General features: G+C 68.7%; 18 protein-coding genes and 1 pseudogene. 7 read left to right on the top strand and 12 right to left on the bottom strand.

The features are described 5' to 3' along the window. Positions 1-194 precede the first annotated feature (194 nt). The 12 genes and pseudogenes from AOK17_RS52030 to AOK17_RS07635 form a co-directional block, all read right to left on the bottom strand. Positions 195-675 (bottom strand): annotated as a pseudogene (locus AOK17_RS52030) (Rossmann-fold NAD(P)-binding domain-containing protein); the annotation flags it as partial. A gap of 2 nt (positions 676-677) precedes the next feature. Next, a partial coding sequence (locus AOK17_RS52025) for an SDR family NAD(P)-dependent oxidoreductase (RefSeq protein WP_425424599.1) occupies positions 678-966 on the bottom strand: 289 nt, incomplete at its 3' end. Between the two features lie 342 nt (positions 967-1,308). Then, a complete protein-coding gene (kdpB, locus tag AOK17_RS07680) occupies positions 1,309-3,462 on the bottom strand; it encodes a potassium-transporting ATPase subunit KdpB (protein ID WP_055611569.1) in 2,154 nt (717 codons plus the stop codon). A gap of 407 nt (positions 3,463-3,869) precedes the next feature. Then, positions 3,870-4,181 carry a universal stress protein gene (locus tag AOK17_RS07675; protein WP_079052853.1) on the bottom strand — a complete coding sequence of 104 codons (312 nt, stop codon included), beginning with the start codon at positions 4,179-4,181 and terminating at the stop codon, positions 3,870-3,872. Between the two features lie 878 nt (positions 4,182-5,059). Next, positions 5,060-5,905, bottom strand: coding sequence for a dimethylargininase (gene ddaH, locus AOK17_RS07670; RefSeq protein ID WP_342671481.1), 846 nt, complete (start codon positions 5,903-5,905; stop codon positions 5,060-5,062). Between the two features lie 618 nt (positions 5,906-6,523). Continuing rightward, positions 6,524-8,026 (bottom strand): FAD-dependent monooxygenase, encoded by a 1,503-nt coding sequence (locus AOK17_RS07665; RefSeq protein WP_483855176.1) that lies wholly within the window; start codon positions 8,024-8,026, stop codon positions 6,524-6,526. 135 nt (positions 8,027-8,161) lie between these two features. Continuing rightward, on the bottom strand, positions 8,162-9,295 hold the full coding sequence (locus AOK17_RS07660) for a zinc-binding dehydrogenase (protein WP_055611567.1): 1,134 nt from the start codon (positions 9,293-9,295) through the stop codon (positions 8,162-8,164). Between the two features lie 82 nt (positions 9,296-9,377). Then, a complete protein-coding gene (locus AOK17_RS07655) occupies positions 9,378-10,316 on the bottom strand; it encodes a ketoacyl-ACP synthase III (protein ID WP_055611566.1) in 939 nt (312 codons plus the stop codon). Continuing rightward, on the bottom strand, positions 10,313-10,561 hold the full coding sequence (locus AOK17_RS07650; protein ID WP_055611565.1) for a phosphopantetheine-binding protein: 249 nt from the start codon (positions 10,559-10,561) through the stop codon (positions 10,313-10,315). Before AOK17_RS07650 ends, AOK17_RS07655 begins: the two co-directional genes overlap by 4 nt. A gap of 61 nt (positions 10,562-10,622) precedes the next feature. Beyond that, positions 10,623-10,871, bottom strand: a complete 249-nt coding sequence (locus AOK17_RS07645; RefSeq protein WP_245697043.1) for a lipoyl domain-containing protein — start codon at positions 10,869-10,871, stop codon at positions 10,623-10,625. Continuing rightward, positions 10,868-11,848 carry an alpha-ketoacid dehydrogenase subunit beta gene (locus AOK17_RS07640; protein WP_055611564.1) on the bottom strand — a complete coding sequence of 327 codons (981 nt, stop codon included), beginning with the start codon at positions 11,846-11,848 and terminating at the stop codon, positions 10,868-10,870. The genes AOK17_RS07645 and AOK17_RS07640 overlap by 4 nt, the downstream gene beginning before the upstream one ends. Further along, on the bottom strand, positions 11,848-12,759 hold the full coding sequence (locus AOK17_RS07635; RefSeq protein ID WP_245697042.1) for a thiamine pyrophosphate-dependent dehydrogenase E1 component subunit alpha: 912 nt from the start codon (positions 12,757-12,759) through the stop codon (positions 11,848-11,850). Before AOK17_RS07635 ends, AOK17_RS07640 begins: the two co-directional genes overlap by 1 nt. A gap of 394 nt (positions 12,760-13,153) precedes the next feature. Here AOK17_RS07635 and AOK17_RS07630 point away from each other — a divergent pair, with 394 nt between their 5' ends. From AOK17_RS07630 to AOK17_RS07605, 7 genes are all read left to right on the top strand, one after another. Further along, the gene (locus AOK17_RS07630) at positions 13,154-13,369 is read left to right on the top strand and encodes an MbtH family protein (protein ID WP_055611563.1); all 216 of its coding nucleotides are present in this window, start codon (positions 13,154-13,156) and stop codon (positions 13,367-13,369) included. A gap of 170 nt (positions 13,370-13,539) precedes the next feature. Continuing rightward, complete coding sequence (locus tag AOK17_RS07625) at positions 13,540-14,007, top strand: LmbU family transcriptional regulator (RefSeq protein ID WP_206190703.1); 468 nt, start codon at positions 13,540-13,542, stop codon at positions 14,005-14,007. Then, complete coding sequence (locus AOK17_RS53520) at positions 14,004-14,135, top strand: hypothetical protein (protein ID WP_281198585.1); 132 nt, start codon at positions 14,004-14,006, stop codon at positions 14,133-14,135. Before AOK17_RS07625 ends, AOK17_RS53520 begins: the two co-directional genes overlap by 4 nt. 90 nt (positions 14,136-14,225) lie before the next feature. Continuing rightward, positions 14,226-15,812, top strand: coding sequence for an amino acid adenylation domain-containing protein (locus AOK17_RS07620; RefSeq protein WP_055611562.1), 1,587 nt, complete (start codon positions 14,226-14,228; stop codon positions 15,810-15,812). 34 nt (positions 15,813-15,846) lie between these two features. After that, positions 15,847-16,077 carry an acyl carrier protein gene (locus AOK17_RS07615; protein ID WP_079052854.1) on the top strand — a complete coding sequence of 77 codons (231 nt, stop codon included), beginning with the start codon at positions 15,847-15,849 and terminating at the stop codon, positions 16,075-16,077. 12 nt (positions 16,078-16,089) lie between these two features. Further along, the gene (locus AOK17_RS07610) at positions 16,090-17,277 is read left to right on the top strand and encodes an NAD(P)/FAD-dependent oxidoreductase (protein WP_055611560.1); all 1,188 of its coding nucleotides are present in this window, start codon (positions 16,090-16,092) and stop codon (positions 17,275-17,277) included. 45 nt (positions 17,278-17,322) lie between these two features. Beyond that, positions 17,323-25,968, top strand: a complete 8,646-nt coding sequence (locus tag AOK17_RS07605; RefSeq protein ID WP_055611559.1) for a non-ribosomal peptide synthetase — start codon at positions 17,323-17,325, stop codon at positions 25,966-25,968. Positions 25,969-25,972: the final 4 nt, after the last annotated feature.

The raw sequence follows: 25,972 nt of genomic DNA, 5'->3' as shown, positions 1-25,972 counted from the left end.
CCGCTTGAACTCTCCCTCTATGCAACGGAGTTGATGTCCATGTCCAAACGAGCCCACAAGAAGAGGGCCCGCCGGAAGAAGAGGGCGAACCACGGCAGCAAGGCCGGCCAGCACTGATCCGCGTGGCCCGGCGGGCCCTCTTCTTGTGGGCTCGTTTGGACATGGACATCAACTCCGTTGCATAGAGGGAGAGTTCAAGCGGTGCGGCCGACGAGGAGGTCGGCCAGCCTGTTGAGACGTTTGACCGTGCGGTCCTCGGTCGCGGCCGGGGCCGGGTCGACGCGCTCGCCGCGGTCGTAGTAGGCGCCGTTGACGATCTCGACGGCCGGGTCGCACAGCCGGACCACGTGGGCGGCGCCTTCTGCGGGGGTGACGCCCTCGTGGGCATAGAGCGACAGGAGCGCGGTGTCGCAGACGCCGGGGTGTACGGAGACCGCGGTGACGCGCGGGTCGGCGGCGAACACCGTCAGGGCCAGTTGTGACTGGGCGTACGCGGCGAGCCGCGAGTAGCGGCGGGCGCGGTTCGGGTCGGCCCAGGAGATGGAGGCGGTGCGGTGCAGGGAGGAGGAGACGTTGACGACCCGGCCGCCCGGGTCGCTGGTCAGTGACGGTTCCAGCAGGCAGGTCAGCAGGTAGTGGGCGAGGAAGTTGACCTGGAAGGCGATCTCGTTGCCGNNCGTTGTTGACCAGGACGTCGAGGTGTGGGTGCTCGGCGACGATCCGCATGGCCATGGCCTCGACCTCGTCGAGGTGTGTGAAGTCGGCGGCGAGGGTGCACAGCCGGTTCGCGTCGATGGCCGCCGTGGCAACAAGCCGGTCGGCGGCGGCGCGGGCTTCCTCGGCGGTGCGGCCGTGCAGGAGCACGGTGGTCCCGCGCTCGGCGAGCTGCCGGGCGGTCTCCAGACCGATACCGGACGTGGCGCCCGTGACGAGGACGGTACGGGAGGAGGGTGCGGAGTCAGACATGGTCCATCCGGGGATGTGGGCACGCCGCGCACCCCCAGGGCGGGGGTGGAGGTCGTGCGGGTGGGAAAGGGAAAGGGCGCCGGATGGGATCACGGCGCCCAGTGACTGCGGAAGAACGGTCAGCCAGAGGCGGACGCGACCTGTTCCGGGCAGCGCGGCGGACGACGGAGCGGCCGAGCGGGACTCGGCGGCCGGTCGAAGAGGAGCCAGGCGCTGTTCACGTATCCCATCGAAGCCGTCCCGCACGTCCCGGGCAAGCCGGAATCCCGTTCCCTGACGCGGTTCTGACGTGCGCATACGTGACTTTGACGGACCGGGACGGCCCAGGAAACGGGACGCGGCTCAGCCAAGTCCTGGCACCCCCGAGATCAGCAGGTCGATCAGTTTGATCCCGAGGAAGGGGAGGACGAGCCCGCCGAGGCCGTACAGCATGAGGTTGCGGCGCAGCAGGTCGTGCGCGGACGACGGCGTGTAGCGGACGCCGCGCAGGGCGAGCGGGATCAGGGCGATGATGATCAGCGCGTTGAAGATGATGGCCGAGGTGATGGCCGAGGTCGGGCTGTGCAGGCCCATGACGTTGAGCGACTCCAGGCCCGGGTAGGTCCCCGCGAACATCGCCGGGATGATCGCGAAGTACTTCGCCACGTCGTTGGTGATGGAGAACGTCGTCAACGCGCCCCGGGTGATGAGGAGTTGCTTGCCGATCTGCACGATCTCAATGAGTTTCGTCGGGTTGGAGTCCAGGTCCACCATGTTCCCGGCCTCCTTCGCGGCCGAGGTGCCCGTGTTCATCGCGACGCCGACGTCGGCCTGTGCGAGCGCGGGCGCGTCGTTCGTACCGTCGCCGGTCATCGCGACGAGCTTGCCGCCCTCCTGCTCCTGCTTGATGAGGGCGAGTTTGTCCTCCGGGGTGGCCTCGGCCAAGTAGTCGTCCACGCCCGCCTCCTCGGCGATGGCGCGGGCGGTGAGCGGGTTGTCTCCAGTGATCATCACGGTCCTGATGCCCATGCGGCGCAGCTCGGCGAAGCGTTCGCGGATGCCGTCCTTGACGACGTCCTTCAGGTGGATCAGGCCCAGGACCCGCGGACCGTTCCAGTCGTGCACGGCCACCAGCAGGGGAGTGCCGCCATCAGCCGCCACCGAGTCGGCGAAGTGCCGTGCCTCGGGCGGGACCTGGCCGCCGTACATCTGCACCCATTCGACAACCTCATGGGCGGCTCCCTTGCGGATGGCGCACACGGCCCCGTTGTCCCAGCGCAGGTCGACGCCGCTCATCCGGGTCCGGGCGCTGAACTCCACCCAGCGGGCGTGGCTCAACTCGCCCTCACCCGGCGCGCGCAGCCCGTACCGCTGCTTCGCGAGGACGACGACGGAGCGTCCCTCGGGTGTCTCGTCGGCCAGCGAGGACAACTGGGCGGCCTGGGCGAGGTCCCGTTCGTCGATGCCGGGCAGGGGAACGAACGCGGCGGCCTCGCGGTTGCCGAGGGTGATGGTGCCGGTCTTGTCGAGCAGCAGCGTGTTGACGTCACCGGCCGCCTCGACCGCGCGGCCGGACATCGCGAGCACATTGCGCTGCACCAGCCGGTCCATGCCGGCGATGCCGATCGCGGACAGCAGCGCGCCGATCGTCGTCGGGATGAGAGTGACCAGAAGGGCGACGAGGACGGTCGTCGACTGCGGGGCGTCGGCGTACGCGGCCATCGGCTGCAGTGTGACGACGACCAGGAGGAAGACGATGGTCAGCGCGGCCAGCAGGATGTTGAGGGCGATCTCGTTCGGCGTCTTCTGCCGGGACGCGCCCTCGACCAGGGCGATCATCCGGTCCAGGAAGCTGTGCCCGGGGCGGGCACTGACACGGATCAGGATCCGGTCGGACAACACGGTCGTGCCCCCGGTGACGCCGCTGCGGTCACCGCCCGCCTCGCGGATCACGGGCGCCGACTCACCGGTGACCGCCGACTCGTCGACCGCGGCCACGCCGTCGATGACATCGCCGTCCGCCGGGATCAGCTCGCCCCCCTCGACGAGTACGACGTCGAGGGGTTTCAGGTCGGTGGCGGCCACGGCTTCCGTCTCGGCGTGCCGCAGGTTGATGCCGTAGCTCCAGTGACGCAGGCGCAGCGCGACGGTGTCCGTACGTGCCCTGCGCAGCGACTCGGCCTGGGCCTTGCCGCGGCCTTCGGCGACGGCTTCCGCGAGGTTCGCGAAGATCACCGTCAGCCACAGCCAGGAGCCGATGACCCAGGTGAAGACGGCGGGGTGGAGCAGCGCGGAGAGCGTGGTGAGGACGGCTCCGACAGAGACGACGAAGAGCACCGGGTTCTTGACCAGGGCGCGTGGGTGCAGTTTGCGCAGTGCTTCCGGGAAGGACTGCAGCAGTTGCGCGGGTTCGAACAGCCCGCTCGGTGCGCGGCGTTTCGCCCCGCCCTCCGGTCCGGGCCGTGAGGTGCGCTGTGGGCGGGGCGGCGGGGCCTGTGGGGGAGCGGCGGAAAACATGGGAACCTTCATGCCTCGGTGGGAACCGGCCACACGCGCACCGGGGCACGCCGGCGACCGGTTGAGCGGACGGTGCGGGTGGTGGCAGCGGGGCCGTGCGGTGCCGGGGCCCGGCACCGCACGGCTGCGCACGGGCGTCGGCGACAGGACGACGACAACGCCGACGCGTGCTCGGCCGCCGGAAGGCGTTCTCACAGGAGCAACCGACGGGTGCTGCGGGAGCATCCGACATGTGCTTTTGGAGTAGACACGTCATGCCACTGACGCCTGCGACCCTTCCGGCGGCCGAGTAGGGAACCTAGCTCGCCCCGAGGCCCGAACCGCGCTGTCCGGCAAAGAATTTGCGCCTCTCTGACGGGCGGCCGGACGGTGCCGTCAAGCTCCCGTCAAGGGCACCTGAGAAAGCGTCAGAAGAGCGTCAACGCAGGGTCTCCGTGGCCGAAACCGGTCACAGCCCGGGCGCCAGGCCCCGCTTCACCGAAGGCCCTGTCCAGAACCGTTAGCAGCCTTGTGCCGGCCTCCTGCCGGGGGTCGGTCACCGGCACCGGGAACATCGAGCGTCGATGGGCGAGCTCACCGCCGGGCGGTTCCCAGGCCAGTACGGCCAGCAGATCGGCATCGGCACGGCGGGCCTCGTCCGCTGCCCGGTGAAGGGCCGCCAGGCTCCCCAGCGAACCACTCACTCCGACAACGATGCGCCGCCGCTCGCCCTCGTCCATCGCTCGCTCACTTTCCGCGTACGTCCATACAGCCACTGGCCTTCTATCGAAGTGCCCGAGGGTGTGGCGGCTGGCAGTCTTGGCGCTTACCTGACGTCGGAGCGACGTTTCATGACGCTTCTCTTGCTTCCGGGCTGTGCTGAACTCGTTGCTGACCGATTAGCCGACCGCCGGGGAAAGTGGGGAACGGCCGGTGCGAATACCGCTCGATGTCCTGCCTGATCTCGCCGAGGCGCAGCGCGAGGAAGAACCCAAGAGAGAGCGTTCACCGGGCATGCGGCGCTGGGGCAATGTCTCCGACATCGTGGTTGAACTGTGCCGTCGACCAGCGGTAGTCGAGCGCGGTTAGGCCGGCGCACGCTGCTCCGGGCCCGAGCAAAGCGCACTCGGCCCGACGAAGTCGCGCAATCCCGCAGCGACTTCACCCTCAGACCGCGCGCGTTGAGGACGGGTGTGGCATCTTGGAATTCAGGCTTGGTCCGCCACTCCCCCCGTGGTGGCGGACCAAGTCTGATTGCGTGCGCGATGATCGGCGCCTGCTCCTGGCGGGGGAGTTGCGGGGGAGGACCTGCCGGTGATCGACGTACAGACGCACGCCGGGCCGGCCGATATCCCGGGTGGTGCGGAACAGGTGAGCTGGCCCCGTCCGATCACGGTACGACGAGAAGCCGCAGACGTGGCATGCGCGTCCTGGTGCGCACGATCGGGCGGGCTTGCAGATGCTGTAGACCCTCTTTGACGCCGCGCAGACCCATGGCACAAGGTGCGACTCGCGCCAGTAGCGGTCCCGGCGTACTGGTCTGCACACCTGCCCAGACAGAAGGCACCCGCTGGAACATCACTGCGAGAGCCTTCACAGCTGCCGGTGCGGACCTTTCTCACCGGCCCGCACGGAGTTCCAGGGTGCAGCACTTGGCCCCGCCGCCGCCTTTGAGCAGTTCGGTCATGTCGATGCCGATGGGTACGAAACCACGTTCCCGGAGCTGGTCCGGCAGCCGCTCGGCCTGCTGGGGGATGATGACATGGAGGCCGTCGGACACGGCGTTGAGACCGAAGACCGCTGCGTCGGAAGCGTCCGCGAGGATGGCGTCCGGGAACCGCTCCGCAAGGAGCTCCCTGCTCTGCGGCGAGAACGCTTCGGGGTTGTACATGATCTCGTTGGCGTCGAGCACAGCAATTGCTGTGTCGAGGTGGTAGTACCTTTCATCGACCAGTTTCAAGCCGAGCACGGGCTTTCCGAAGAACTCGCGCATTTCGTCGTGCGTCTTCGTCTCACTGCGGAATCCGCTGCCGGCCAGAACGACGTCGCCCGTGTACAGGAAGTCCCCCTCGCCTTCGTTGATGTACTCGGCCTGTCGCGCTTCCCAGCCGCGCACCCGGAACCAGTCCAGATATGCCGTCGACTCGTCCACGCGCTGCTCGTAACGGAAACGGGCGACCAGCGCACGGCCGCCTATGACCGTCGCACCGTTGGCGGAATACACCATGTCCGGCAGTCCGGCGACGGGCTCTACCAAGTCAACGGTGTGACCCAGCTCGGCCAGCAGGTCGTGCAGCGTTTTCCACTGGGCGAGTCCACGCTCCGTGGATGTGGGGCGTGAAGGGTTCATCCACGGGTTTATGGAATAGGAGACGTTGAAGAACGTTGGTTCGCACATGAGGTAGTGCCGTGTCCGGGCGCGTCGCTTCTGATTGGTTCCGCCGCCGTTGCTGCTCTGCTGCACTCGGGTCCCCTTTCCTCGCTCAACTGCGGACTGTGGTTCGATTCTGTGGATGCGTCGTATGCCATGACCTTGAATGCGAGATTTCCGGGACGGTCATTCAGCCCGGACGGCCCTGTCCTGTGGACGGGACAGTAGGTCGATTGCATCGATCGCTGCCTGTGAGGTGCGTGCGGATATCATCACCGGCGTCTGTTGATTGGGGCGGAGACTTCATGTCGCTGTTGGGCCGGCGACACCGCGTGGATGGAGTCGGCCCTGGCCGGAGCTCGCGTTTTGAGCAGGCCTTCGCCCTGGCCGCGGCCAGGATGCCGTCCGGCACCTGTCGCCCCGCATCCGCCACCAGGCGGTCCCTTGGCTCCGGAAAAACTTCCGTTCATCGAGCAGCGACCCCGGCTCGTCCCGGACTCTGACCACCGAACTCCCTTCGGGAACGCGGCCCGCGCCCCCGGATCGTCTCCACCGGGATCTCGCCAGGCCCGCTCGGCTGCACTGACGTCCGCGCGCCCCACAGGACAACGGTGGCCTTGAAGACCACAGCCGAGTCCTGACGGCCGCTGTCGCACGAGCGCCTGAAGCTGACCAACAGCGTCTGGTGCACCGGTCGTTTCGGTCGGTGTCTCATCGCTTTAGGGCTGGGCCGAACCAGGTGGCGAGGGCGGTGCGGAGCGCGGAGGTGTCGGGCGCACCGCCGGCGGCGGACGCCCAGGCGACATGGCCGTCGGGGCGGATGAGGAGCGCGGCGGGAGCGGGGATCTCGCCGATGGTAGGGACGGGCCAGTGGTCGTCCTCGCTTCGGGCCTCGACGAGGTCGACACGATCGGCCCAGCCCTCGGCGGCGGCCGCCACCTCGTCGTTGCCGCGCAGGTCGAGCAGCACGGGGCGGGCGGGGTGCAGCAGTTCGTAGATGCGGGTGGCGGCGTCAGGCGTCTTGAGATCGGCGTCGGGGACCCGGCGGCCCGCAAGCGGATGGTCGCTGTCGGCCGGGTACCGGACGTCCAGTGCGGTGATCATGCCGCGCAGATAGCGGTTGACGTCGTCGAACGCGATGAGCGAGCCGAACACCTCGCGCAGCGCGTCCATCTGCGCGCCGGGACGGGCCAGGGCCGACTGCGCCCGGGTGTTGTGCAGAAGGCGTTCCCCGACGGGGTGGCGTTCGGTGTGGTAGCTGTCCAGCAGGCTCTCCGGCGCCTTGCCGCGCACCACCGAAGCGAGCTTCCAGCCGAGGTTCACCGCATCCTGCACCCCTATGTTCAGCCCTTGCCCGCCGGCCGGGTAGTGGATGTGCGCCGCGTCGCCCGCGAGGAGCACCCGGCCCTCCCGGTACCGAGCGGCCTGCCGTGCGGCGTCGCCGAACCTGGAGATCCATCTGGGGCTGTGCATGCCGAAGTCGGTGCCGGCGAGCCTGATCAGCGACTCGCGGAGCTGCTCGAACGTCGCGGAGTCATCGCGGTCCGCGACGTGGTCGTACTCGGACGTGATCACCCGGTACCAGCCCGGCTCCAGGGCGAGGGCCGAGTAGTGGCCGCCCTGGCAGCGCCGCATGAAGATGAACTCCTCGGGCAGCTCGGGGAGTTCGACGTCTCCGAGCAGCGCGGTCATCGTCGCCGGGGTGCCGGGGAAGTCGATGCCCGAGAGCTTCCTGACCGTGCTGCGCCCGCCGTCGCAGCCCACGGCGTAGCGGGCGCGCAGTGTCGCAGGCGCGGCCTCCGCCGTCCCCAGTTCGACCGTCACGCCGTCCTCGTCCTGGCGGATCCCCCTCACCTCGGACGACCAGCGCATCCGCACACCGAGCTCGGCAGCCCACTCCTCAAGCAGCCGCTCGATGGTGGACTGAAGGATCATGAGGGGGAGGGCGTGCCTGGACTCGAACCCGTCGAAGTCCAGCCAGAGTCCGGAGAAGTGGCCCACCGGCGTCAGTTCGCCGGCCGCCAGGAAGCGATCCAGGATTCCGCGCTGGTCCAGCACCTCCAGGGTGCGGGAGTGTATCCCGCCGGCTCGTGACTCGCCCGTCCGCTGCGCGAGTTGCTCGACCACCATCACGTCGACGCCCGCCAGCCGCAGCTCGCAGGCGAGCATCAGGCCTGTCGGCCCGGCGCCCGCGATCACGACGTCCGTGTCCATGTCGGTGTGTCCCACGACGTTTCCCTCCATTCCTCTGGTTCTCGAGTCCTCTGGGTCGCGAGAGGGGCTCATGCAGAGCGCCCAGTGCGAGGTGCTAGGACCACCGGGGCCCTGACTTCACCCCGTTGGGGCCGGTCAGAGCGGGTTCACGCGGTACATCGGGAAGTACGACCCGATCCTGCCGTTCGCGTAGTCGTCGGCCAGGTCGGGTACCCGGTCGAAGTCGTAGATCATGTCCGACCCTTTCGGCGCGATCCAGCCCTCGGCTTCCTGGAAGTCCCGGATGCCAGGTGAGTCAGGTAGCCGCCACACGTGCGTGTTCACGTGGATGTGCCGGCTGATGCACTCGGCCCCTCGCAACTGCGACAGGCGCATCCCCGCCTTCCAGCCGCACGTGGTGACGACCCCCTCGCGGGCCAGGGCGGCCAAGGTGACGTCGTACAGGGGCTCGCCGATGTTGTCCACGAAGATGGCGACTCCATGGCCGTCGCTGAGTTCGTTGACGAGCCCGTGGAAGTCCTCGACCGACGCCCGGCGTCGCTGGTGCCAGTCCCTGTCCGCTCGTTCCTGCCGGTTGGGCAGCGAGAGGCCGGGGAACCGGCGGCGGTCCACCGGAGTGATGCCGTTCTCCTGCAGGAAGGCGACACGTTCGTCCGAGCCCGCCGCCATCGCCACCCGGAAGCCGGCCCGCTTGGCCAGCGTCAGCTCGGCGAAGGCCACGCCGCCGCCCCACCCGAACACCAGGTGGTCCGCCGGATCGTCATCGGCCACCTGCGTCCGCCAACACCCGTACGCCTTCTGCCAGTTGTCCCATGCGGTGAAGTACCGCCCGTACGTGGCCCACTGAGGCAGCGAGTACGCCGTGCCGTCCGGGACCGGAAGGAGCAGACGTACGTCCATCTTCGAGCGCTTGGTCAGCAGGCCGATGGTGCCGGGGCAGTCGTAGGCGTAGGCGAGTTCGGCGTAGTCGAAGCGGTCGAGCCTGCCGAACGGCAGGAGCAGACACAGGTCCCCTTCCCGGACCCGGACATCTCGGCTGCCAGCGTTCACGTCGAGTACGCGGACCACGCCCAGATTGCCGAGGACCACCATGTCCTCACCGCGGCTGCTGCACACGTCGATCGGTGAACGGGCCAGCGCGTGGTCCATGTTGGCCTCCCAGGAGCCGAGGATCGGCTCCACCAGCGCCTCACCCTCCTCCAGCGGGCCGAAGGTGAACCGCTCACGTCGCAGCGCGCCTCCGACCCCGCCGTAGTGCCGGCCGGTCATCGCACCGGAGCGCAGGACCCAGGCTTCTGGTGAGTGGATGACAACCTCCTGTGATCGAGTACGTTCCCGGCGTCCGATGCGGTCAGGGGGCCGTGACCCTCGGCACCCGGTAGTCCACCGAGACACCGCCCCACGCCTCACCGGCGCCGTAGGCCACAGCCCCGAGCCGTCCCGCGGCGGGGAGGGAACCGGCGTCCAGTTCCGCGGCGAAGGCCAGCGGGATCGAGGCGGACGACGTGTTCCCGGAGCTCTCGATACGGTTCACGAAGGGCACGCCGAGATGGCCGGTGAACCTGCGGACCTGTTCCAGGATGCGGCTGTTCGCCTGGTGGCCGATCACGACGGTCGGCGCGGGGCCGTGGTCGAAGAGGTACTGCGCCGACTCCGACATCCGGCGCACGGCACGGTCGTACACCTGTATCCCGTCGAGATGGATGCCGCCCGCGTCGGTCTCCCGCATGAGCCCCTCTTGGGAGCCGTCGCAGCCGGCGACCTGGCAGAAGCCCGCGAACTCTTCGCGGTCCTCCAGCAGGACGGCCGCGGAGCCGTCGCCGAAGAGGCACGCCGTCTGCCGGTCCGTGCGGTCCACCAGCCGGGACATGGCCTCCACCGAGCAGACCAGGACCGACCGGGCCTGTCCGGCCTCGCAGAGCGAGAGCCCCGTCACCAGCCCGTAGACGAAGCCGCAGCAGGCCGCGTTCATGTCGAAGGTCAGCACAGAGGGTCGCAGCCCGGCGAGTTGGGCCACCTTCTGCGCGATACCCGGGATGCGCTGCCGCACCGAAGTGCTGACGAGGATCAGTGCGTCGATCGAGGACGAGGCGTCCATCCTGGTGACGACCGGCGCGCACGCCTCCGCCGCCACCTCCGCCAGCGGGGTCTCGTCCGGCAGCCAGGAGCGGGCGCCGATGCCGCTGCGGCGCCGGATCCACTCGTCGGTGAGACCGATCGACGCGAAGTGGTCGTTGTCGATCGTCCGGCCCGGCTTCGCGGCGGCGATGTCGACGATGCCCGCGCTCATCCCCGGCTCGCCAGCTTCATGAAGTAGGCGCTGAAGTCGTCCAGGAACGCGAAGCCCGCGGTCTCCTTCAGGTCGCCCTTGACCTGGAGCTCGCGCTCCAGTCGCTGGTGCAGTTCGACCAGGTCGAGGGAGTCGAGGTCGAGGTCGGCGATCGGCCGGGTGAGGTCGTCCGGGCCCAACGAGGGGTCGTACTCGCGCAGTTTGGCCAGCATGGTGTCCGCGATACGGCTTTCGATGTCGCTCATGTTCCCTCTCCGTTTCTCCGTTCAAGTGACTGGCTCGTCGGGGCCCGGGTGCGCGCGGAGGCTAGTCGGCGGTCAACCGGTACAGGAGCTCACCGGACTTGAGGATCTCGCCGGCCGTCGCGCAGTGGGCCGTGACCCGTCCTTCGCGCTCCGCCACGATCTCCGTGCTGGCCTTGTCGGTCTCGACGACCGCGATGGCGTCTCCCCGCTCGACCCGGTCGCCGACGCCGGCGACCCACTCGATGAGCAGGGCCTCGCCGAGGCCGTGGCCGAAGCCGGGAACGTGCATGTCCACGGGGGAGTCGCTCACTTCGTCATCACCAGCACCTCGTCCTTGATCGCCTGCACACCGATCAGGTAGCCCTTCTCGAAATCCGCCGGGGGATAGGGACGGCGGTCGGGCGCCAGTCGGCGGACCGGTCCCCGGAGCGCGTCGAAGCCCCGCTCGGCCACTGCCGCGGCGATCTCGGCACCGATGCCGACGTCCTTCGACCCCTCGTGCACGATCAGCAGTCGGCCGGTGCGGGCGACGGACCGGAGGACCGTGTCCATGTCGAGCGGGGCCACCCAGCGCAGGTCCACCACCTCGACGTCGACATCGGGGTCGAGAGCGTGTGCCGCTTCCAGCACTTCGTGGGTGATCGCGCCGTACGTGGCGATCGTCAGGTCGGTGCCCCGCCGCACCACCCGTGCCGCGGTCGGCGACCGCGCCGGCTCGGGGGCCCGGGCGGGGGTGTTCCGCTGCCAGTACAGGCGGATCGGCTCGTACATCACCACGGGCGAGCCGAGTGTCACCGCGTACCGCAGGATCTGGTCGGCGTCCTCTCCGGTGGAGGGGCACGCCACCGAGATTCCCGGGAGGCGGGCGAAGAGCGCCTCGTTGGACTCGCTGTGGTGCTCGACGCCCCGGAACCCGCCGCCGGTCGGGATCCGCACCACCAGGCTCGGGCTGACCTGTCCGTTCCACCGGCCGCCGATCCGGGCCGCCTGGGTCACCAGCTGGTTCACCGCGGGATAGGTGAACCCGTCGAACTGGATCTCACAGACCGGCACCAGTCCGCTCATCGCCATGCCGACGGCCTGGCCGACGATGGTGGACTCGGCGAGCAGCGCGTCGCGCACCCGGTCCTTGCCGAAGCGCTCCTGCAGTCCTCGGGTCACCCGGAACACTCCGCCCAGGCGTCCGATGTCCTCGCCGAGCAGCAGCAGCCTCGGTTCCTGTTCGAGCAGGTCGGCCAAGGCTGTGTTGATCGACTCCGCCAGACTGGCGGACCGTACGGTGCTCATCACACGTACTCCTTGGTCAACCGCTCGCGCAACTCCCGCACTTCCTCGTCGACGGCGTCGAACCACGCGGTGTCCACCAGGCCCAGGCCGCTCAGCCGGGCCGCGTAGGCGGGCACGGGGTCCGCAGCCCGGGTCTGCGCGATGTCGTCGGGGGTGCGGTACACCTCCTGGGCGTCGGAGGTGGAATGACCGTGGATGCGGCCCACTTGGATCTCGACGAGGTAGGGCGCCCGCTCCCCGCGGACATGGGCGGCGGCCCGGGAGCAGGACGAGTAGACCGTTTCCGGGTCCTGGCCCGGGACCCGGACGGACTCGATCCCGAAACCCCGGGCCCGCTCGGCCACCGAGGTGCGCATCTGCTCCTCGGCCGGTTTCGAGATGGCCCAGCCGTTGTTCTGGCAGACGAACAGCACGGCCGCCGACTCCACGGCGGCGAGGTTCATCGCCTCCGACATGTCGCCCTCGCTGGTGGCGCCGTCGCCTATGTACACGACGACGAAGTCCTCCAGCCCCTGCAGTCGCTGTCCGATCGAGTAGCCGACAGCGTGCAGCGTCTGTGCGGCCAGGACCATCGTGTAGGGGAAGAACCGCACTCGGCGCGGGTCCCATCCGCAGAACGTGCGGCCGGCCCACTGCGCGAACAGTTCGTCCGGTGTCACACCACGCAGCAGGGCGACCGCGTGCTCGCGGTAACTGGGAAAGACGGTCGGGGCCGGGCCCACGGCGAGCGCGGAGCCCACCTGCGCGGCCTCCTGCCCCTGGCAGGACGGCCAGAGATCGAGCGCGCCCTGCTTGTGGAGCTGACGGGCCTCCTCGTCGATTCCTCTTGCCACCAGCATGTGGCGCAGCAGCGACCGTCGTGTGTCGCTGTCCGGGTCTGTCGCGTACTCGGATTCTGACTTCAATGCCATTGATCACCAGTCGCAGGTTCGTCGATGAGCATTCTGTCGTCGTGCAAATTGACTGCGCGCGCTCTCGATCGCCTCGGCGTGAGGAGATTGGCTGAACCCGAATTCGAGCAGGCCCATTCACGGGTTACCGCTCGGCCATGGTGGCACAGAACCGCAGTGGGCTACAGGCTCGGGCGGGCGACCGGGAGTTCAGCCATTCTGCCGCCCTTGTGGCATTGACGGTCGAGTCTTACGTTCCCGTACGGTGGCTTCAGTCTCCCAAGCTGACTGCGGATGCCGGGTGTCCCGTCGACAGGACAACGTCGGTGAACTCGCCCGGCCCTGACGATTCCCTATCTTGAGTCATCCCGTTTTCCCATCCCGAGTCACTCCGTGACGGATAAGGACGGTGGCAGTGAGCCCGAACCCCTTCGATGACGAGAACGGCCGCTTCTACGTCGTGGTCAACGACGAGGACCAGCACTCCCTATGGCCCGCATTCGCCGAGGTGCCCGAGGGCTGGCGAGTGGTCTTCGGCGAGGCGGACAGGGCCGAGTGCCTGGAGTACGTCGAGCAGAACTGGACCGACCTGCGCCCGAAGAGCCTGCGGGAGGCCATGGCCGCGGACTGAACGCCGGTCTGATTCCGCGGAGATGTTGATGCGAACGAAGGTTGTGGGGGCGTTCTGTGAGGACCGTGAGCAGTCGCGAGACGGGGCTGATGAGCACCCGTGCTGAGGCCGCGCAGCGCGATCCGGTTCTGCCCCTCGTGGGGAATCAAGCGCAGGTGCAGAAGAGAGGGATGGTCGTCCCACAGGACCTGTCGGAGCGGTCCTGGGAGCGGATCGGGGCCGGTCTGGGCGAGTTCACGAACTCCTCGGCGTGGTGGCTCGTCGACTGGTTGATCTTCGGAGTGACCACCTACGGGTTGCGGCGCCACCGGGAGGCGATCGAGAGAACAGGGCTCGGCCACCAGACTCTGCGCAACCACGCCTGGGTCGCCCGGCGGTTCGAGCGCCACCGCAGGCGGGACAGCCTCAGCTTCGCCCACCACGCCGAGGAGGCCCGCTTGTCGCCTCCGGAGCAGGACTACTGGCTGCGCAAAGCCGAACAGCAGATGTGGTCGCGTAACGAAGTGCGCAGGGCGGTTCGCGCCGGCCCGGCCGAGCAGCCCCGGCAGATCGACATCCCCACGAGCAGCGGTAACGACGAGCGAGAGGTGCCACACCGGCCGGGTTGGTGGTCGCCGACAAGCCTCGGCGGAGGGTGACCACCCTCACCATCGAGCCGTCGGTCGGCCAACGGGACTACTACTCGAAAGCGGCCCCCGCGCACGGTCTGCCCGTCGACAAGTGGGTGACCCAGGTGCTGGACGCCGCCGATCGGTGCACCGCCTAGAGGCGCGCACCCAGAGGCGCCGAACAGCCCCGTTCCCGTGGTGCGCCGGCTACTTGCCCGATCGGACACCCGTCACATCGGAGTCAGTTGATGATCCTCCAGGGAAAACGGGTCGCCCTGCCCTCGCCGCCCGTCGTCCACAAGCAGTTCGAGGGGCATGCGGGCGCCACCCCCGACGCCGTCGCCGTCTTCTGCGCCGGGCAGCAGATGACCTACTCACAACTGAACGCGCAGGCCAACCGGTTTGCGCACTTCCTCACCGCGCGCGGACACGGCCGAGGTACGAAGGTCGGCGTCTGCCTCGACTACTCGATCGACATGGTCGTCGCCATCCTCGGGACGCTGAAAGCGGGTGCCGCCTACGTACCGTTCGACCCGTCCTATCCTGCGGCCCGGCTCCAGCTGCTGTTGGGGCAGGTCCCCGATCTCGTCTTGATCGTGGCCTCCCCGGCGACGGCCGGGCTGGTCGAGTCGGCGGTCGTCGAGGTCATCGATCTGGGGCAGTTGTCCGGTCACCTGGCAGGTCTCCCGGTGACCGGACCTGACGTCCCGGTCACCGGGGACGACGTGTGCTACGCGGTCTTCACGTCCGGGTCGACCGGTATGCCGAAGGTGACCGAGGTGCGGCACGAGGGCTGGTTCAACCTTTTGAACTGGCTGACGCTCGAGTACGGCCTGCATGCCGGATCGCACAATCTGGTCGTCAGCGCGTTCGGGTTCGACCTTTCCCAACGCAGCCTGATGATGCCGTTGTTCTGCGGTGCCACCCAGTACCTGATGGCGAGCCGGAACTTCGACGCGGCGATGGCCTATCGCATGCTGACCCAGCACGAGATACGTGTGGTGAACTGCGCCTCCAGCACGCTGTACCTGCTGGTGGACTGGGAGACCGCGCGGGGCGGCGACGCGCTCACCCGGCTCGACTACATGCTGTTCGGCGGCGAACCCCTGCAGGTCGAACGGCTTACGGGCTGGGCCCGGCGTGAGGGAAACACCTGCACGCTTCTGCACCAGTACGGCGTCGCAGAGTGCACGGACGTCGCGACGTCGTACGATCTCGCCGACTACCGGCCCGGGGAACACGACATCGCACCGGTCGGCAGGCCGGCCCACAACACCGACATCCACATCCTCGACGAGCGGATGCGCGGTGTCGGGGCGGGGGAGTACGGGGAGATCTGCATCTCCGGGACCAGCGTCGGCGCGGGCTATCCGGGCGGCACGGGTCCCGAGTCCGAGCGGTTCACGACGGTCGTGGTCGACGGTGTGCCGCGCCGGCTGTACCGCACGGGCGACCGCGGCCATGTGAATGAGGCCGGTGACCTTGTCGTCGCCGGCCGGATGGACGCGCAGGTGAAGGTGCGGGGCATGCGTATCGACCCCACCGACATCGAGCGCGCGCTCGGCAGGCTGGGCGGGGTGCGGCAGGCCGTCGTGGTGGTCGGCCACACCGACTCCGGCGAGACCGAGCTGATCGCGTTCATGGTCCCGGCGGGCGACGATCTCGCCGAGAAGGACGTGCGCACCCGTCTCCTCGAGTCGCTGCCGCGGAACATGGTCCCGGCCAGGTTCGTCAATATCCCGCGGATTCCGTTGAGCCCGCATGGGAAAGCGGACCGTGCGGCGCTGGCCGACGAGTTCAGGAACCAATGCGCCGGCAGTGCAACGACGGCATAGTCGACGGACCTTGATGACAAACGAGAGGACTGTGATGATTGTCGACGGGGTGCTCGCCATCTGGCGCCGAGAACTCCAGCGTGATGACATATCGATCGACGACGACTTCTTCTCCCTGGGCGGCCAGTCTGTGATTCTGGCGAATATCCAAGGGGCTTTCATCGAGGAGTTGGGCGTTGAAGTTCCGGTCGATCAGATGTTTCTCAATCCGACGGTGGCATCGATTTCTGCGTATATCGAATCCCTGGGCACGGTAACCCAATAGTAAGAGAGGGCCATGTACGACGTAGTTGTCATTGGTGCCCGTTGCGCGGGTTCGCCGGCGGCCATGTTGTTCGCTCAGCAGGGGTATCGCGTCCTGCTCCTGGAGAAGGCGCGGTTCCCGCAGGACACGCTGTCCTCGCACTACATCCACCAGCCGGGTGTGGCGCTGCTCGACCGATGGGGGTTGCTCGACGAGCTCCGCGCCGCGGGCTGCCTGCCGATCAACCATCAGAGCTATGAGGCGCCCGGTGTCCGGCTGGACGGCTTCTCTCTGCCGGCCGACGGCCACCGGACCACGTACGCGCCGAGGCGGTTCGTGCTCGACCCGATCCTCGCGAGCGGTGCCGTGGCGTCCGGTGTCGAGTTCCGGGAATCCTGCGCGGTCAACGACCTGCTGTTCGAGGACGGCCGGGTCGTCGGGGTGCGGTACACGACGCCAGGCGGAACCGAGGCGACGGAACGGGCGCGGCTGGTCGTCGGCGCGGACGGCATGCGATCGCTGGTGGCCCGCAAGGTCGGTGCGCCGAACGTCGTCGAGCACCCGCGGATGACCTGCACCTACTACACCTACTGGGCCGGGGTTCCGGCGCACTTCGAGTTGTACGAGCGGCCGGGGCGCTGGGTCGGTGTCATCCCCACCAACGACGACCTCAAGCTGATCATGGCGTACTTCCCGCAGAGCGAGTTCTCCGATGTCCGCACCGCGGTGGAACCCGCCTTCCTCGAAGCCGTCCGCACGACGACACCCGAGTTGTACGAGCGGATGTCGGCGGGCCGGCGCGTGGAGCAGCTGTACGGCACGGGGCACCAGGAGAACTACTTCCGCAAAGCCTACGGGCCCGGGTGGGTGTTGCTCGGTGACGCGGTGCACCACAAGGACTCCATTACCGCTCGCGGTATCACCGATGCCTTCATGCAGGCCCAGTCGCTCACCGAGCACATCGGGGACGGACTGCACGACGAGGCCGCGCTCAAGGCGGCGCTGAAGCGCTACGAGAACGACCTGACCGACGTCTTCCTCAACTTCTACCAGGGCGCGCTCAATGTGGCCGAACTCAAGCCCGAGGGACGGGCGGAGATGTTGCGGAGCCTGGTCGGTCACCAGGAGTTGATCGACCGCTATTTCTCGACGCTGTCGGGTGCGTGCTCCTTCGACGACTTCTACAACGACCAGCTCTTGGCGGTACTCGATCAGAGCTGAGTGGCGGTTGGCTCCCTGGTGGTTCTGCCGATTTGGAGACAGAGAATGATCCCGTTGTCGTTCGCGCAGCGCCGACTGTGGTTCGTGGACCGGTTCGAAGGCCCGTCACCGACCTACAACGCTGCTTTCGCCCTGCGGATGACCGGTGAGCTGAGCGTGAGCGCTCTGGAGTCGGCGCTCCGCGATGTCATCGACCGTCACGAGATTCTCCGAACGGTGATCGTCGAGGACGAGGACGGCGTCCCGCACCAGCAGGTGCTGCCATCCGGTCAGGAGCCGTTCGATCTGCAGGTCGTCGAGCTTCGCGAGGAGGAGCGGGTGGCGGCGGTCGACGAGGTGGCCACCGCCCCCTTCGACCTGGCCGCCGACGTGCCGATCCGCGCCAGTCTCATGCGGTGCGGACCGCGTGAGCACACCCTGGTACTGGTGGTGCACCACATCGCCTTGGACGGGGAATCCCTCGGGCTGCTGCTCCGCGATCTGACCGCGGCCTTTTCCGCCCGCATGCAGGGCAGGGCTCCGGAATGGGAGCCGCTCCCGGTGCAGTACGCGGACTACACGCTGTGGCAGCGGGACGTGCTCGGTGACGAGTCCGATCCGGACAGCCTGGCAGCCGGACAACTGGCGTACTGGCGCGAGACCTTGGCCGATCTCACGCAGCCCCTGGCCATGCCGACGGACCGTCCGCGTCCGAGGGCGATGAGCCACCGCGGCGATCTGGTCGAGTTGTCGATCGACTCCGACCTGCTCGGGGCGGTGGAGAAGCTGGCCCAGGAACAGGACATCACGGTGTCGATGGTCATGCACTCGGCGCTCGCGGTGCTCCTGCACCACCTCGGATGCGGTGACGACGTGCCCCTCGGCGCGCCGATCGCGGGTCGCACCGACGAGGACCTGCGCGACCTCGTCGGGTTCTTCGCCAACACCTGGGTACTGCGCGTCGACCTCTCCGGGAACCCGACCTTCCTCCAACTGCTCCAGCGGGTGCGTGACCGGTCCCTCGCCGCGTACGACAACCAGGACGTGCCCTTCGAGCGGTTGGTCGAGCTGCTGAACCCGGACCGGTCCACCGCCTATCACCCGCTCTTCCAGGTGATGCTCGCCTGGCAGGAGCCGCTCGGGGATCTGGAACTCCCGGGCCTCGAGGTCGAGGCCGAGGAACTCGAGACCGGTACGGCCAAGTTCGACCTGTTCTTCAACATGCTTCCGAACGGCTCGGGCGGGGCGGGGGGTTACCTGGAGTACGCCACCGACCTGTTCGACAGGGAAACGGTAGAGGGACTCGCGAACCGATTCGTGCGGGTGCTGAGCCGGCTCGTGGCCGACTCGGGGAGCAGGATCGCCGCCCTCGACGTGCTCGACGCGGCTGAGCGGGACCGCCTGCTCAACCGGTTCAACGACACCGCCACAGCGGTGGCCGAGCGGACGATTCCGGAGCTGTTCGAAGCCCAGGTGGCCAGGACTCCGGACGCCCCGGCGATCGTGTGCGACGACCGGACGCTGACCTACCGGGAGCTCGACGACCGGGCGAACGGCGTCGGGTGGGAGCTGGTCCGGAATGGTGCCGGGCCGGACGACCTTGTGGTGCTGGCCCTGCCGCGCACGGAGCACCTGGTGGTCGGCCTGCTCGGGATCCTCAAGTCCGGTGCCGGATACCTGCCGATGGACCCGCAGTACCTCAGCGGGCGAGCGGACAGCGTGCTGTCCGAAGCGGCTCCGCGTTTCGCGGTCACCGACACCGAGACGTGGCAGGACCTGCCGCGGAACGACATCTCGCTCGTCAACCTCGACCACATCGCGGCATGGGACTCGCCCAAGGGGGCGCTGGACGACACGGGCCGGCTCTCGCCGTTGGATCCGGACAACCTGGCGTACGTCATGTACACCTCCGGCTCCACGGGCAAGCCGAAAGGCGCGGTGATCACCCACCGCAACGTCGTCAACGGGGTGCGGGAGCTGGTGCGCGTCCTGGACGCGCCGCCCGGCTGGCGGATGCTGGCCGGCACCTCGGTGAACTTCGACGTCTCGGTCTTCGAGCTGCTGACCACCCTGTCCACCGGCGGCACGGTCGAGGTGGTGCCGAACGCGCTGGCGCTCGCGGAACGGGACACCTGGGACGGCCACGTGATCAGCGCCGTTCCCTCGGTGCTCGGGGAACTGGTCGGCCACCTGGACAAGGCGCCCAATGTACGCACGGTCGTCTTCGCGGGCGACGTGCTCCCGGCCCGACTGGTGCGGCAGGTGCGCGAGGCCCTGCCCGGCGTGCAAGTCGTCAACGGCTATGGCCAGAGCGAGAGTTTCTACGCCACCTCGTTCTCCCTCGCGGCGTCCGAGGAATGGGTGGAGAGCGAGATCGCGCCGATCGGCACCCCACTGGGGAACATGCGCGCCTACGTGCTGGGTCCGGGACTCGCTCCGGTGCCGCAGGGCGTGGTCGGTGAGCTGTACGTGGCGGGGACCTGCCTCGGCCGTGGCTACCACGGCCGCTTCGGCCTGACCGCCGAGCGCTATGTGGCGAACCCCTTCGGCCCCGCGGGTGAGCGGATGTACCGCACGGGCGACCTGGCCCGCTGGAACGCGCGCGGTCAACTGGAGTGCGTCGGCAGGAGCGACGGCCAGGTGAAGGTGCGCGGCTTCCGCATCGAGACGGCCGAGGTTGAAGCGGCGTGCGCGCTGCACCCCGGGATCAGCGAGACGGTGGTGGTCAGCCGGGAGACGCCCTCGGGCGGGCGGCGGCTCGTTGCGTACGTGGTGCACACCGGCGAGGGAGCCGTCGGTGACGACGGTGCCGGTGGTATCGGGGACGTGGATGTGCAGTCGGGTGCTTCGGCAGCCGAGCTGCGCAGGTTCGTCGCGGCACGGCTGCCCGACTACATGGTGCCGTCCGCGTTCGTCGTTCTCGGCCGGCTGCCCCTCGGACCGACCGGGAAGCTGGACCGCTCGGCGCTGCCTGAACCGGAGTTCGGGGGCGAGGCCTACCAGGAGCCGCGCACCGAGGCCGAAGAGATCATCGCCGCGTCGTACGCGGACGTGCTCGGTGTGGATCGGATCGGCGTCGACGACGACTTCTTCGTGGTGGGCGGAGACAGCCTGCGGTCGATCCAGGTGGTGGCACGTGCCCGGGCACGCGGCCTGGATCTCACCACGCGGGAGATCTTCGAGTGCCGCACAGCGGCCCGGCTGGCCGAGGTGGCCTCCGCCCGCCGGGACCAGGTGCCCGTGCTCGCGGAGGGCGAGGGCGGTGGCGTCGGCCCGATGCCGTTGCAGCCGGTGGCGCGGCAGGTGTTCGAGCACGGCGGCGGGCTGGACCGGTTCGCGATGGCGTTGGCGCTGGAGCTGCCCGCGGGGATCGACGCGAGGGGATTGGCCGGGACGCTGGACGCCGTGCTCGACCGGCACGACCTTCTGCGCGCGCGGCTGGTGCGTGGCGACGAGCTCTCCCTCGTCGTGCGTCCGGCGGGCACCGTGCGGGCGTCGGACCTGATCCGCCGGGTTCCCTGCGACGGCCGGTGGGACGAGCCGTCCTTGCTGGAGACGGCGAAGGCGGAGCTGGACGACGCGGTCGGGCGACTCGACCCGGAAGCCGGGACCATGGCGGACTTCGTGTGGTTCGCCACGCAGTCGGGTGCGGGCAGGCTGCTGGTGGTGCTGCACCACTTGGTGGCGGACGGTGTCACCTGGCGCATCCTCATGTCGGACTTCGCCGAGTCATGGCAGCAGGTCCGGTCCGGCCGTACCCCCGATCTGCCCGTGGTCGGCACGTCGGCCCGCCGCTGGGCATCGGCGCTGGAGACCGAGGCGCTCTCCCCGCAGCGGGAGGCGGAGTTGGCGTTCTGGCAAGACATGCTCCAGGCACCGAACCCCCCGCTGGGCACACGGGCGCTCGACCCGGCGGTGGATGTGATGTCCACGGTCGACACCGTGCGGGTGCAGCTGTCCGCCGAGGTCACCGAGGCGGTGCTGACCAAGCTTCCCGCGGCGTTCAAGGGCACCGGGACCGACGTGCTGCTCGCCGCGCTCGCCCTGGCGATGAACCGGTGGCGCGGTGCGGACCGCTCCACTCTGGTCCGGTTGGAGGGGCACGGCCGCGAGGAGGAGGTCGTCCCCGGAGCCGACCTCTCCCGGACCGTCGGATGGTTCACCAGCATGTACCCGGCCCGGGTCGACGTGCGCGGAGTGGACCTGGCCGACGTGCTGGCAGGCGGCCCAGCGGCCGGGAGGGCGATCAAGCTGGTCAAGGAGCAGCTGCGCGGGATACCGGACAAGGGCATCGGGTACGGACTGCTGCGGCACCTGAACCCGGAGACCGCGGAGCAGCTCGCCGACCTGCCGGTCCCACAGCTCGGGTTCAACTACCTCGGCAGGATCTCCGACGCCGACGTGCCCGAGCACCTGCGCGCGGACGGATGGGGACCGGCGTCCTGGTCCGCCGAGCTGATCCCGGCGCCAGACCCGGACCTGCCCGCGCTGTCCGCACTGGAGGTCAACGCGGTCGCCACGGACACCGCCGAGGGCCCCCGATTGCAGGCTGCCTTCATGTTCCCCAGCGGAGTGCTGTCCCGTGAGCGGACCTCCGAACTGGCCGAGCTGTGGGTCGAGGTACTGCACGGCATGGCCGCGCACGCGGCACAGCCGGAGACCGGCGGTCTGACACCCTCGGACGCCCCTCTGGTCTCGGTCCGGCAGGAGGAGATCGAGGTCTGGGAGGCACGCTACGGCCGACTGACCGAGGTGTGGCCGCAGGCTCCGGGGCAGTCCGGAATCCTGTTCCAGGCAGCGCTCGCCGAGGGCTCCTTCGACGTCTACCACATGCAGTTCGTGCTGCACCTGTCCGGGCACGTGGACCCGGCGCGCATGCGGGCCGCCGGGCAGGCGCTGCTCGACCGGTATCCGAACCTGCGCTCCGCGTTCGTCGCCGGAGTCGGCGGCGATCCGGTGCAGATCGTGCCCGAACACGTGGCCATGCCCTGGCGGCACATCACTCTGACGGATCGCAGCGAAGCCGAGCAGGACGCGGCACTCGACACCTTCCTTGCAGAGGACCGGGCCGACCAACTCGATCCCACCCGGCCGCCGCTGATCCGCCTGGCTCTGATCACCGTCGGGCCGCAGCGGGCGAAACTCGTCATCACCGCGCATCACGCCCTGTTCGACGGCTGGTCCTCGCCGTCGGTGATCACGGATCTGATCCGGCTGTACTCCGGGACCCGCGAGCTTCCCCCGGTCCGGAACTACGGTGACTATCTGGCCTGGCTGTCCGCGCAGGACCGGGAGGCGTCGGCCAACCGGTGGGCCGCCGAGCTCGCCGGATTCGAGCAGCCGACCCTCGTGGCCCCGAAAACTTCCGTCGACGCGGCGGCGTCCGCCCTCGGGCGGGTCGAGGTACCGCTGTCGATCGACAAGGGACGTGAACTCGCCCGGCGTGCTGCCGAACTGGGGGTCACGCTCAACACGCTCCTCCAAGGCGCGTGGGCGATCCTGCTGTCGAAGCTGACCGGGCAGCAGGACGTGGTGTTCGGGGCCGCCGCCAACGGTCGCCCGGCGGACCTGCTCGGTTCGGACGAGATGGTCGGTCTGTTCATCAACACCCTGCCGATCAGGGTGTTCTGCCGACCCGACCACAACGTGGCCGACGTCATCACCGAGCTGCAGCAGCGGCAGACAGCGTTGCTCGACCACAACCACTACGGGCTGGCCGACATCCAGCGGGGCGTCGGGCTGCCTGCCCTGTTCGACACGATCGTCGTGTTCCAGTCCTACCCGATCGACCGCGAGGGCATCGTCGACGCGAACACCTCGGCGGGGTTCACGATCGACGGCATCCGGCCGTTCGCGGGTTCGCACTACCCGCTCACGCTCAACGCCTCCGACCCCTACCTGAGGCTCTCCCTCGACTACCAGAACAACCTCTACGACCGCGACGCGGCCGAGGTGATCGCCGCCCGGCTGGTCCGGGTGCTGGACCAGGTGCTCGATGACCCGTCGGCGCCCGTCGGCGCCGTGGACGTGCTGTCGGCGCAGGAGCGGGACCGGTTGGTGAGGGAGGTCAACGACACCGCGCATCCGGTGGCGGAGGACACTCTGCCGGGTGCGTTCGAGGCTCAGGTGGAGCGTGGCTCCGACCGAGTGGCGTTGATCGGTGAGCAGGAGACGCTGACCTACGGGGAGTTCAACCGGCGGGCGAATCAGTTGGCGCACTGGTTGGTCGAGCAGGGTGCCGGCCCCGAGCGGCTGGTCGCGGTGCGGATCCCACGATCTGTGGAACTGATGGTTGCGGTCTACGCGGTGGTGAAGACCGGTGCGGCCTATCTGCCGGTGGACACCGAGCTGCCCGAGGACCGGGTACGGCAGCTGATGGAGAGCGCGAAGCCGTTGCTGGTGCTCGACGGTGCGCTTCCCGACGTGTCCGGGTATCCGGAGGTGAACCCGGAGCGCGCACTGTCGCCGGACAACGCCGCGTACGTCATCCACACCTCTGGTTCCACCGGTGGTCCCAAGGGTGTCCAGGTGGCACACCGGTCGATCATGAACCGGCTGAAGTGGGGTCTGGCGCACTTCGATGTCGGTGCCGAGGACCGGGTGCTGCTGAGTACGACGGCGAGCTTCGACGTGTCGGTGCCCGAGCTGTTCGCGCCTTTGCAGGTCGGGGCCGCGGTCGTCGTCGCACGCCCGGACGGGCGTAAGGACCCGGCGTATCTGGCGGAGTTGATCCAGCGGGAAGGGGTGACCGGCGCGGACTTCGTGCCCTCCCTGCTGGAGGCGTTCGTCGCCGAGCCCACGGCGAGGAAGTGCACCAGCCTGCGCTGGATCGAGGTCGCGGGCGAGGCGTTCCCGGCGGAGCTGGCCAACAGGTTCGTCGAGCTGTTGCCCGGCTGCGGCGCGCACAACCTCTATGGCCCCACCGAGGCCTCCGTGGAGGTCACCGGATGGCAGCACGTGCCCGGCGCCGACCGGGTGCCGATCGGCGCACCGATCTGGAACACCCAGGTGTACGTACTGGACTCGGCGCTGCGCCCCGTCCCGCCCGGGGTCACCGGTGAGCTGTACCTCGCCGGCATGGGGCTGGCCAGGGGCTATCTCGGGCAGTCCGCCCTGACCGCGAACCGGTTCGTTGCCTGTCCCTTCGGCGAGCCGGGAACCCGGATGTACCGCACCGGCGACGCCGTGCGGTGGAACCAGGACGGCCAGGTCGAATACATCGGTCGCACCGATTTCCAGGTGAAGATCCGAGGTTTCCGTATCGAGCTGGGCGAGATCGAAACCGTGCTGTCCCGGCATCCGGCCGTGCGCCAGGCCGCGGTGATCGCCCGTGAGGATGTCAACGGCGGTCGGCAACTGGCTGGATATCTCGTCGTGGATTCCGAGGTGGCGCCGGCGGTGGCGCGGTTCCACGAAATGCAGAGCACCGGTCGATTGGCCGGGGTGGAATTTCATGAGCTGCCGAACGGAATGGCGGTGGCGGGGCGCAACAAGCTGAACATGTCGTTCCTGTACGACGAGATCTTCCAGCGCGGTGAGTACGCGCGCGGTGGTGTGACCGTCGGCGACGGCGCGTGTGTCGTCGATGTGGGCGGCCACGTGGGGATGTTCGGGCTGTGGGCCGGGTCGGTGGCACGCGGTGTGCGGGTGTACGCGTGCGAACCGATGCCGGAGTCCGCCGAGTTCTACCGGATCAACGCATATCTGCACGGCCTCGATGTGGTGGTGTCCGACTACGGGATCTCGGATGCCGCGGGGCGCGCGGAGTTCACGTACTACCCCGAGATGTCGTTGATGTCGGGGCGTTTCGCGGACGAGGCGACGGACCGGGAAACGCTGCGCCGGGTGATCGCCAACGCGCGTGGCCCAAAGGCCGCCGAGGACGACCAGCTGACCGAACTGCTGGCCCAGCAGCTGTCGAGCACCGTGGTCGACGTGGAACTGCGCACTGTGTCGCAGGTGATCCGGGACAACGGGCTCACCGTGGTGGATCTGCTGAAGGTCGACGCGGAGAAGAGTGAGCTGGCCGCCTTGCGGGGGATCGAGCCGGAGCACTGGCCGATCATCCGCCAGGTCGTGGCCGAGGTGCACGACATCGACGATCGGGTCGCGGTCGTGACGAAGATGCTGGCGGCCAAGGGTTTTCACGTCGTGGTGGAAACCCCCCAGGGGCTCGAGGGCACCGGAATGTGCCAGCTGTACGCCACCCGCGCCGGCCACGAAGCCCCGGCGCCGACCCCGGCCACGCCAGTGCTCGCGGGGTGGCACAGCCCGGCCAGGCTCATCCACGCGGTGCGCGCGCACCTGGAGCGGCAGCTGCCCGACTACATGATCCCCACTCACCTGGTGATACTCGACCGGCTTCCGCTGACGTCGAGCGGCAAAGTCGACAGTCATGCGCTCCCCGCACCCGACCAGGCCCAGGCCGCGACCGGACGAGCGCCGCGCAACCGCACCGAGGAAGTCCTCTGCCGGCTCTTCGCGGACCTCCTCGATGTGGAGGAGGTCGGCATCGATGTCGACTTCTTCGACCACGGTGGGCATTCGCTGCTGGCCACCCGGCTGATCGGCCGCATACGCGGCGAACTCAACGTCGACGTGAAGGTGACGACGGTGTTCCGCAATCGGACCGTCGCCGAGTTGGCGGGGCGGATCGAGAAGCTGACCGCGTCGAAACGCCCTCAGCTGCGACAGATGAACGTGGAGGAGTAGCGTC

This window comes from Streptomyces phaeochromogenes, assembly GCF_001418655.1.
GTDB lineage: Bacteria > Actinomycetota > Actinomycetes > Streptomycetales > Streptomycetaceae > Streptomyces > Streptomyces phaeochromogenes.
This window is presented reverse-complemented; position numbering and strand designations above follow the sequence as displayed.

Bases quoted from the DNA above. Each gene is read 5' to 3' on its own strand.
- AOK17_RS07665 (WP_483855176.1), bottom strand. From the start codon at position 8,026: ATGGACACGGACGTCGTGATCGCGGGCGCCGGGCCGACAGGCCTGATG.
- AOK17_RS07610 (WP_055611560.1), top strand. From the start codon at position 16,090: ATGTACGACGTAGTTGTCATTGGTGCCCGTTGCGCGGGTTCGCCGGCG.
- AOK17_RS07635 (WP_245697042.1), bottom strand. From the start codon at position 12,759: ATGGCATTGAAGTCAGAATCCGAGTACGCGACAGACCCGGACAGCGAC.
- AOK17_RS07660 (WP_055611567.1), bottom strand. From the start codon at position 9,295: ATGACCGGCCGGCACTACGGCGGGGTCGGAGGCGCGCTGCGACGTGAG.
- AOK17_RS07650 (WP_055611565.1), bottom strand. From the start codon at position 10,561: ATGAGCGACATCGAAAGCCGTATCGCGGACACCATGCTGGCCAAACTG.
- AOK17_RS07640 (WP_055611564.1), bottom strand. From the start codon at position 11,848: ATGAGCACCGTACGGTCCGCCAGTCTGGCGGAGTCGATCAACACAGCC.
- AOK17_RS07620 (WP_055611562.1), top strand. From the start codon at position 14,226: ATGATCCTCCAGGGAAAACGGGTCGCCCTGCCCTCGCCGCCCGTCGTC.
- AOK17_RS07605 (WP_055611559.1), top strand. From the start codon at position 17,323: ATGATCCCGTTGTCGTTCGCGCAGCGCCGACTGTGGTTCGTGGACCGG.
- kdpB (WP_055611569.1), bottom strand. From the start codon at position 3,462: ATGTTTTCCGCCGCTCCCCCACAGGCCCCGCCGCCCCGCCCACAGCGC.
- AOK17_RS07655 (WP_055611566.1), bottom strand. From the start codon at position 10,316: ATGAGCGCGGGCATCGTCGACATCGCCGCCGCGAAGCCGGGCCGGACG.
- AOK17_RS07625 (WP_206190703.1), top strand. From the start codon at position 13,540: ATGGTCGTCCCACAGGACCTGTCGGAGCGGTCCTGGGAGCGGATCGGG.
- AOK17_RS07675 (WP_079052853.1), bottom strand. From the start codon at position 4,181: ATGGACGAGGGCGAGCGGCGGCGCATCGTTGTCGGAGTGAGTGGTTCG.
- AOK17_RS07615 (WP_079052854.1), top strand. From the start codon at position 15,847: ATGATTGTCGACGGGGTGCTCGCCATCTGGCGCCGAGAACTCCAGCGT.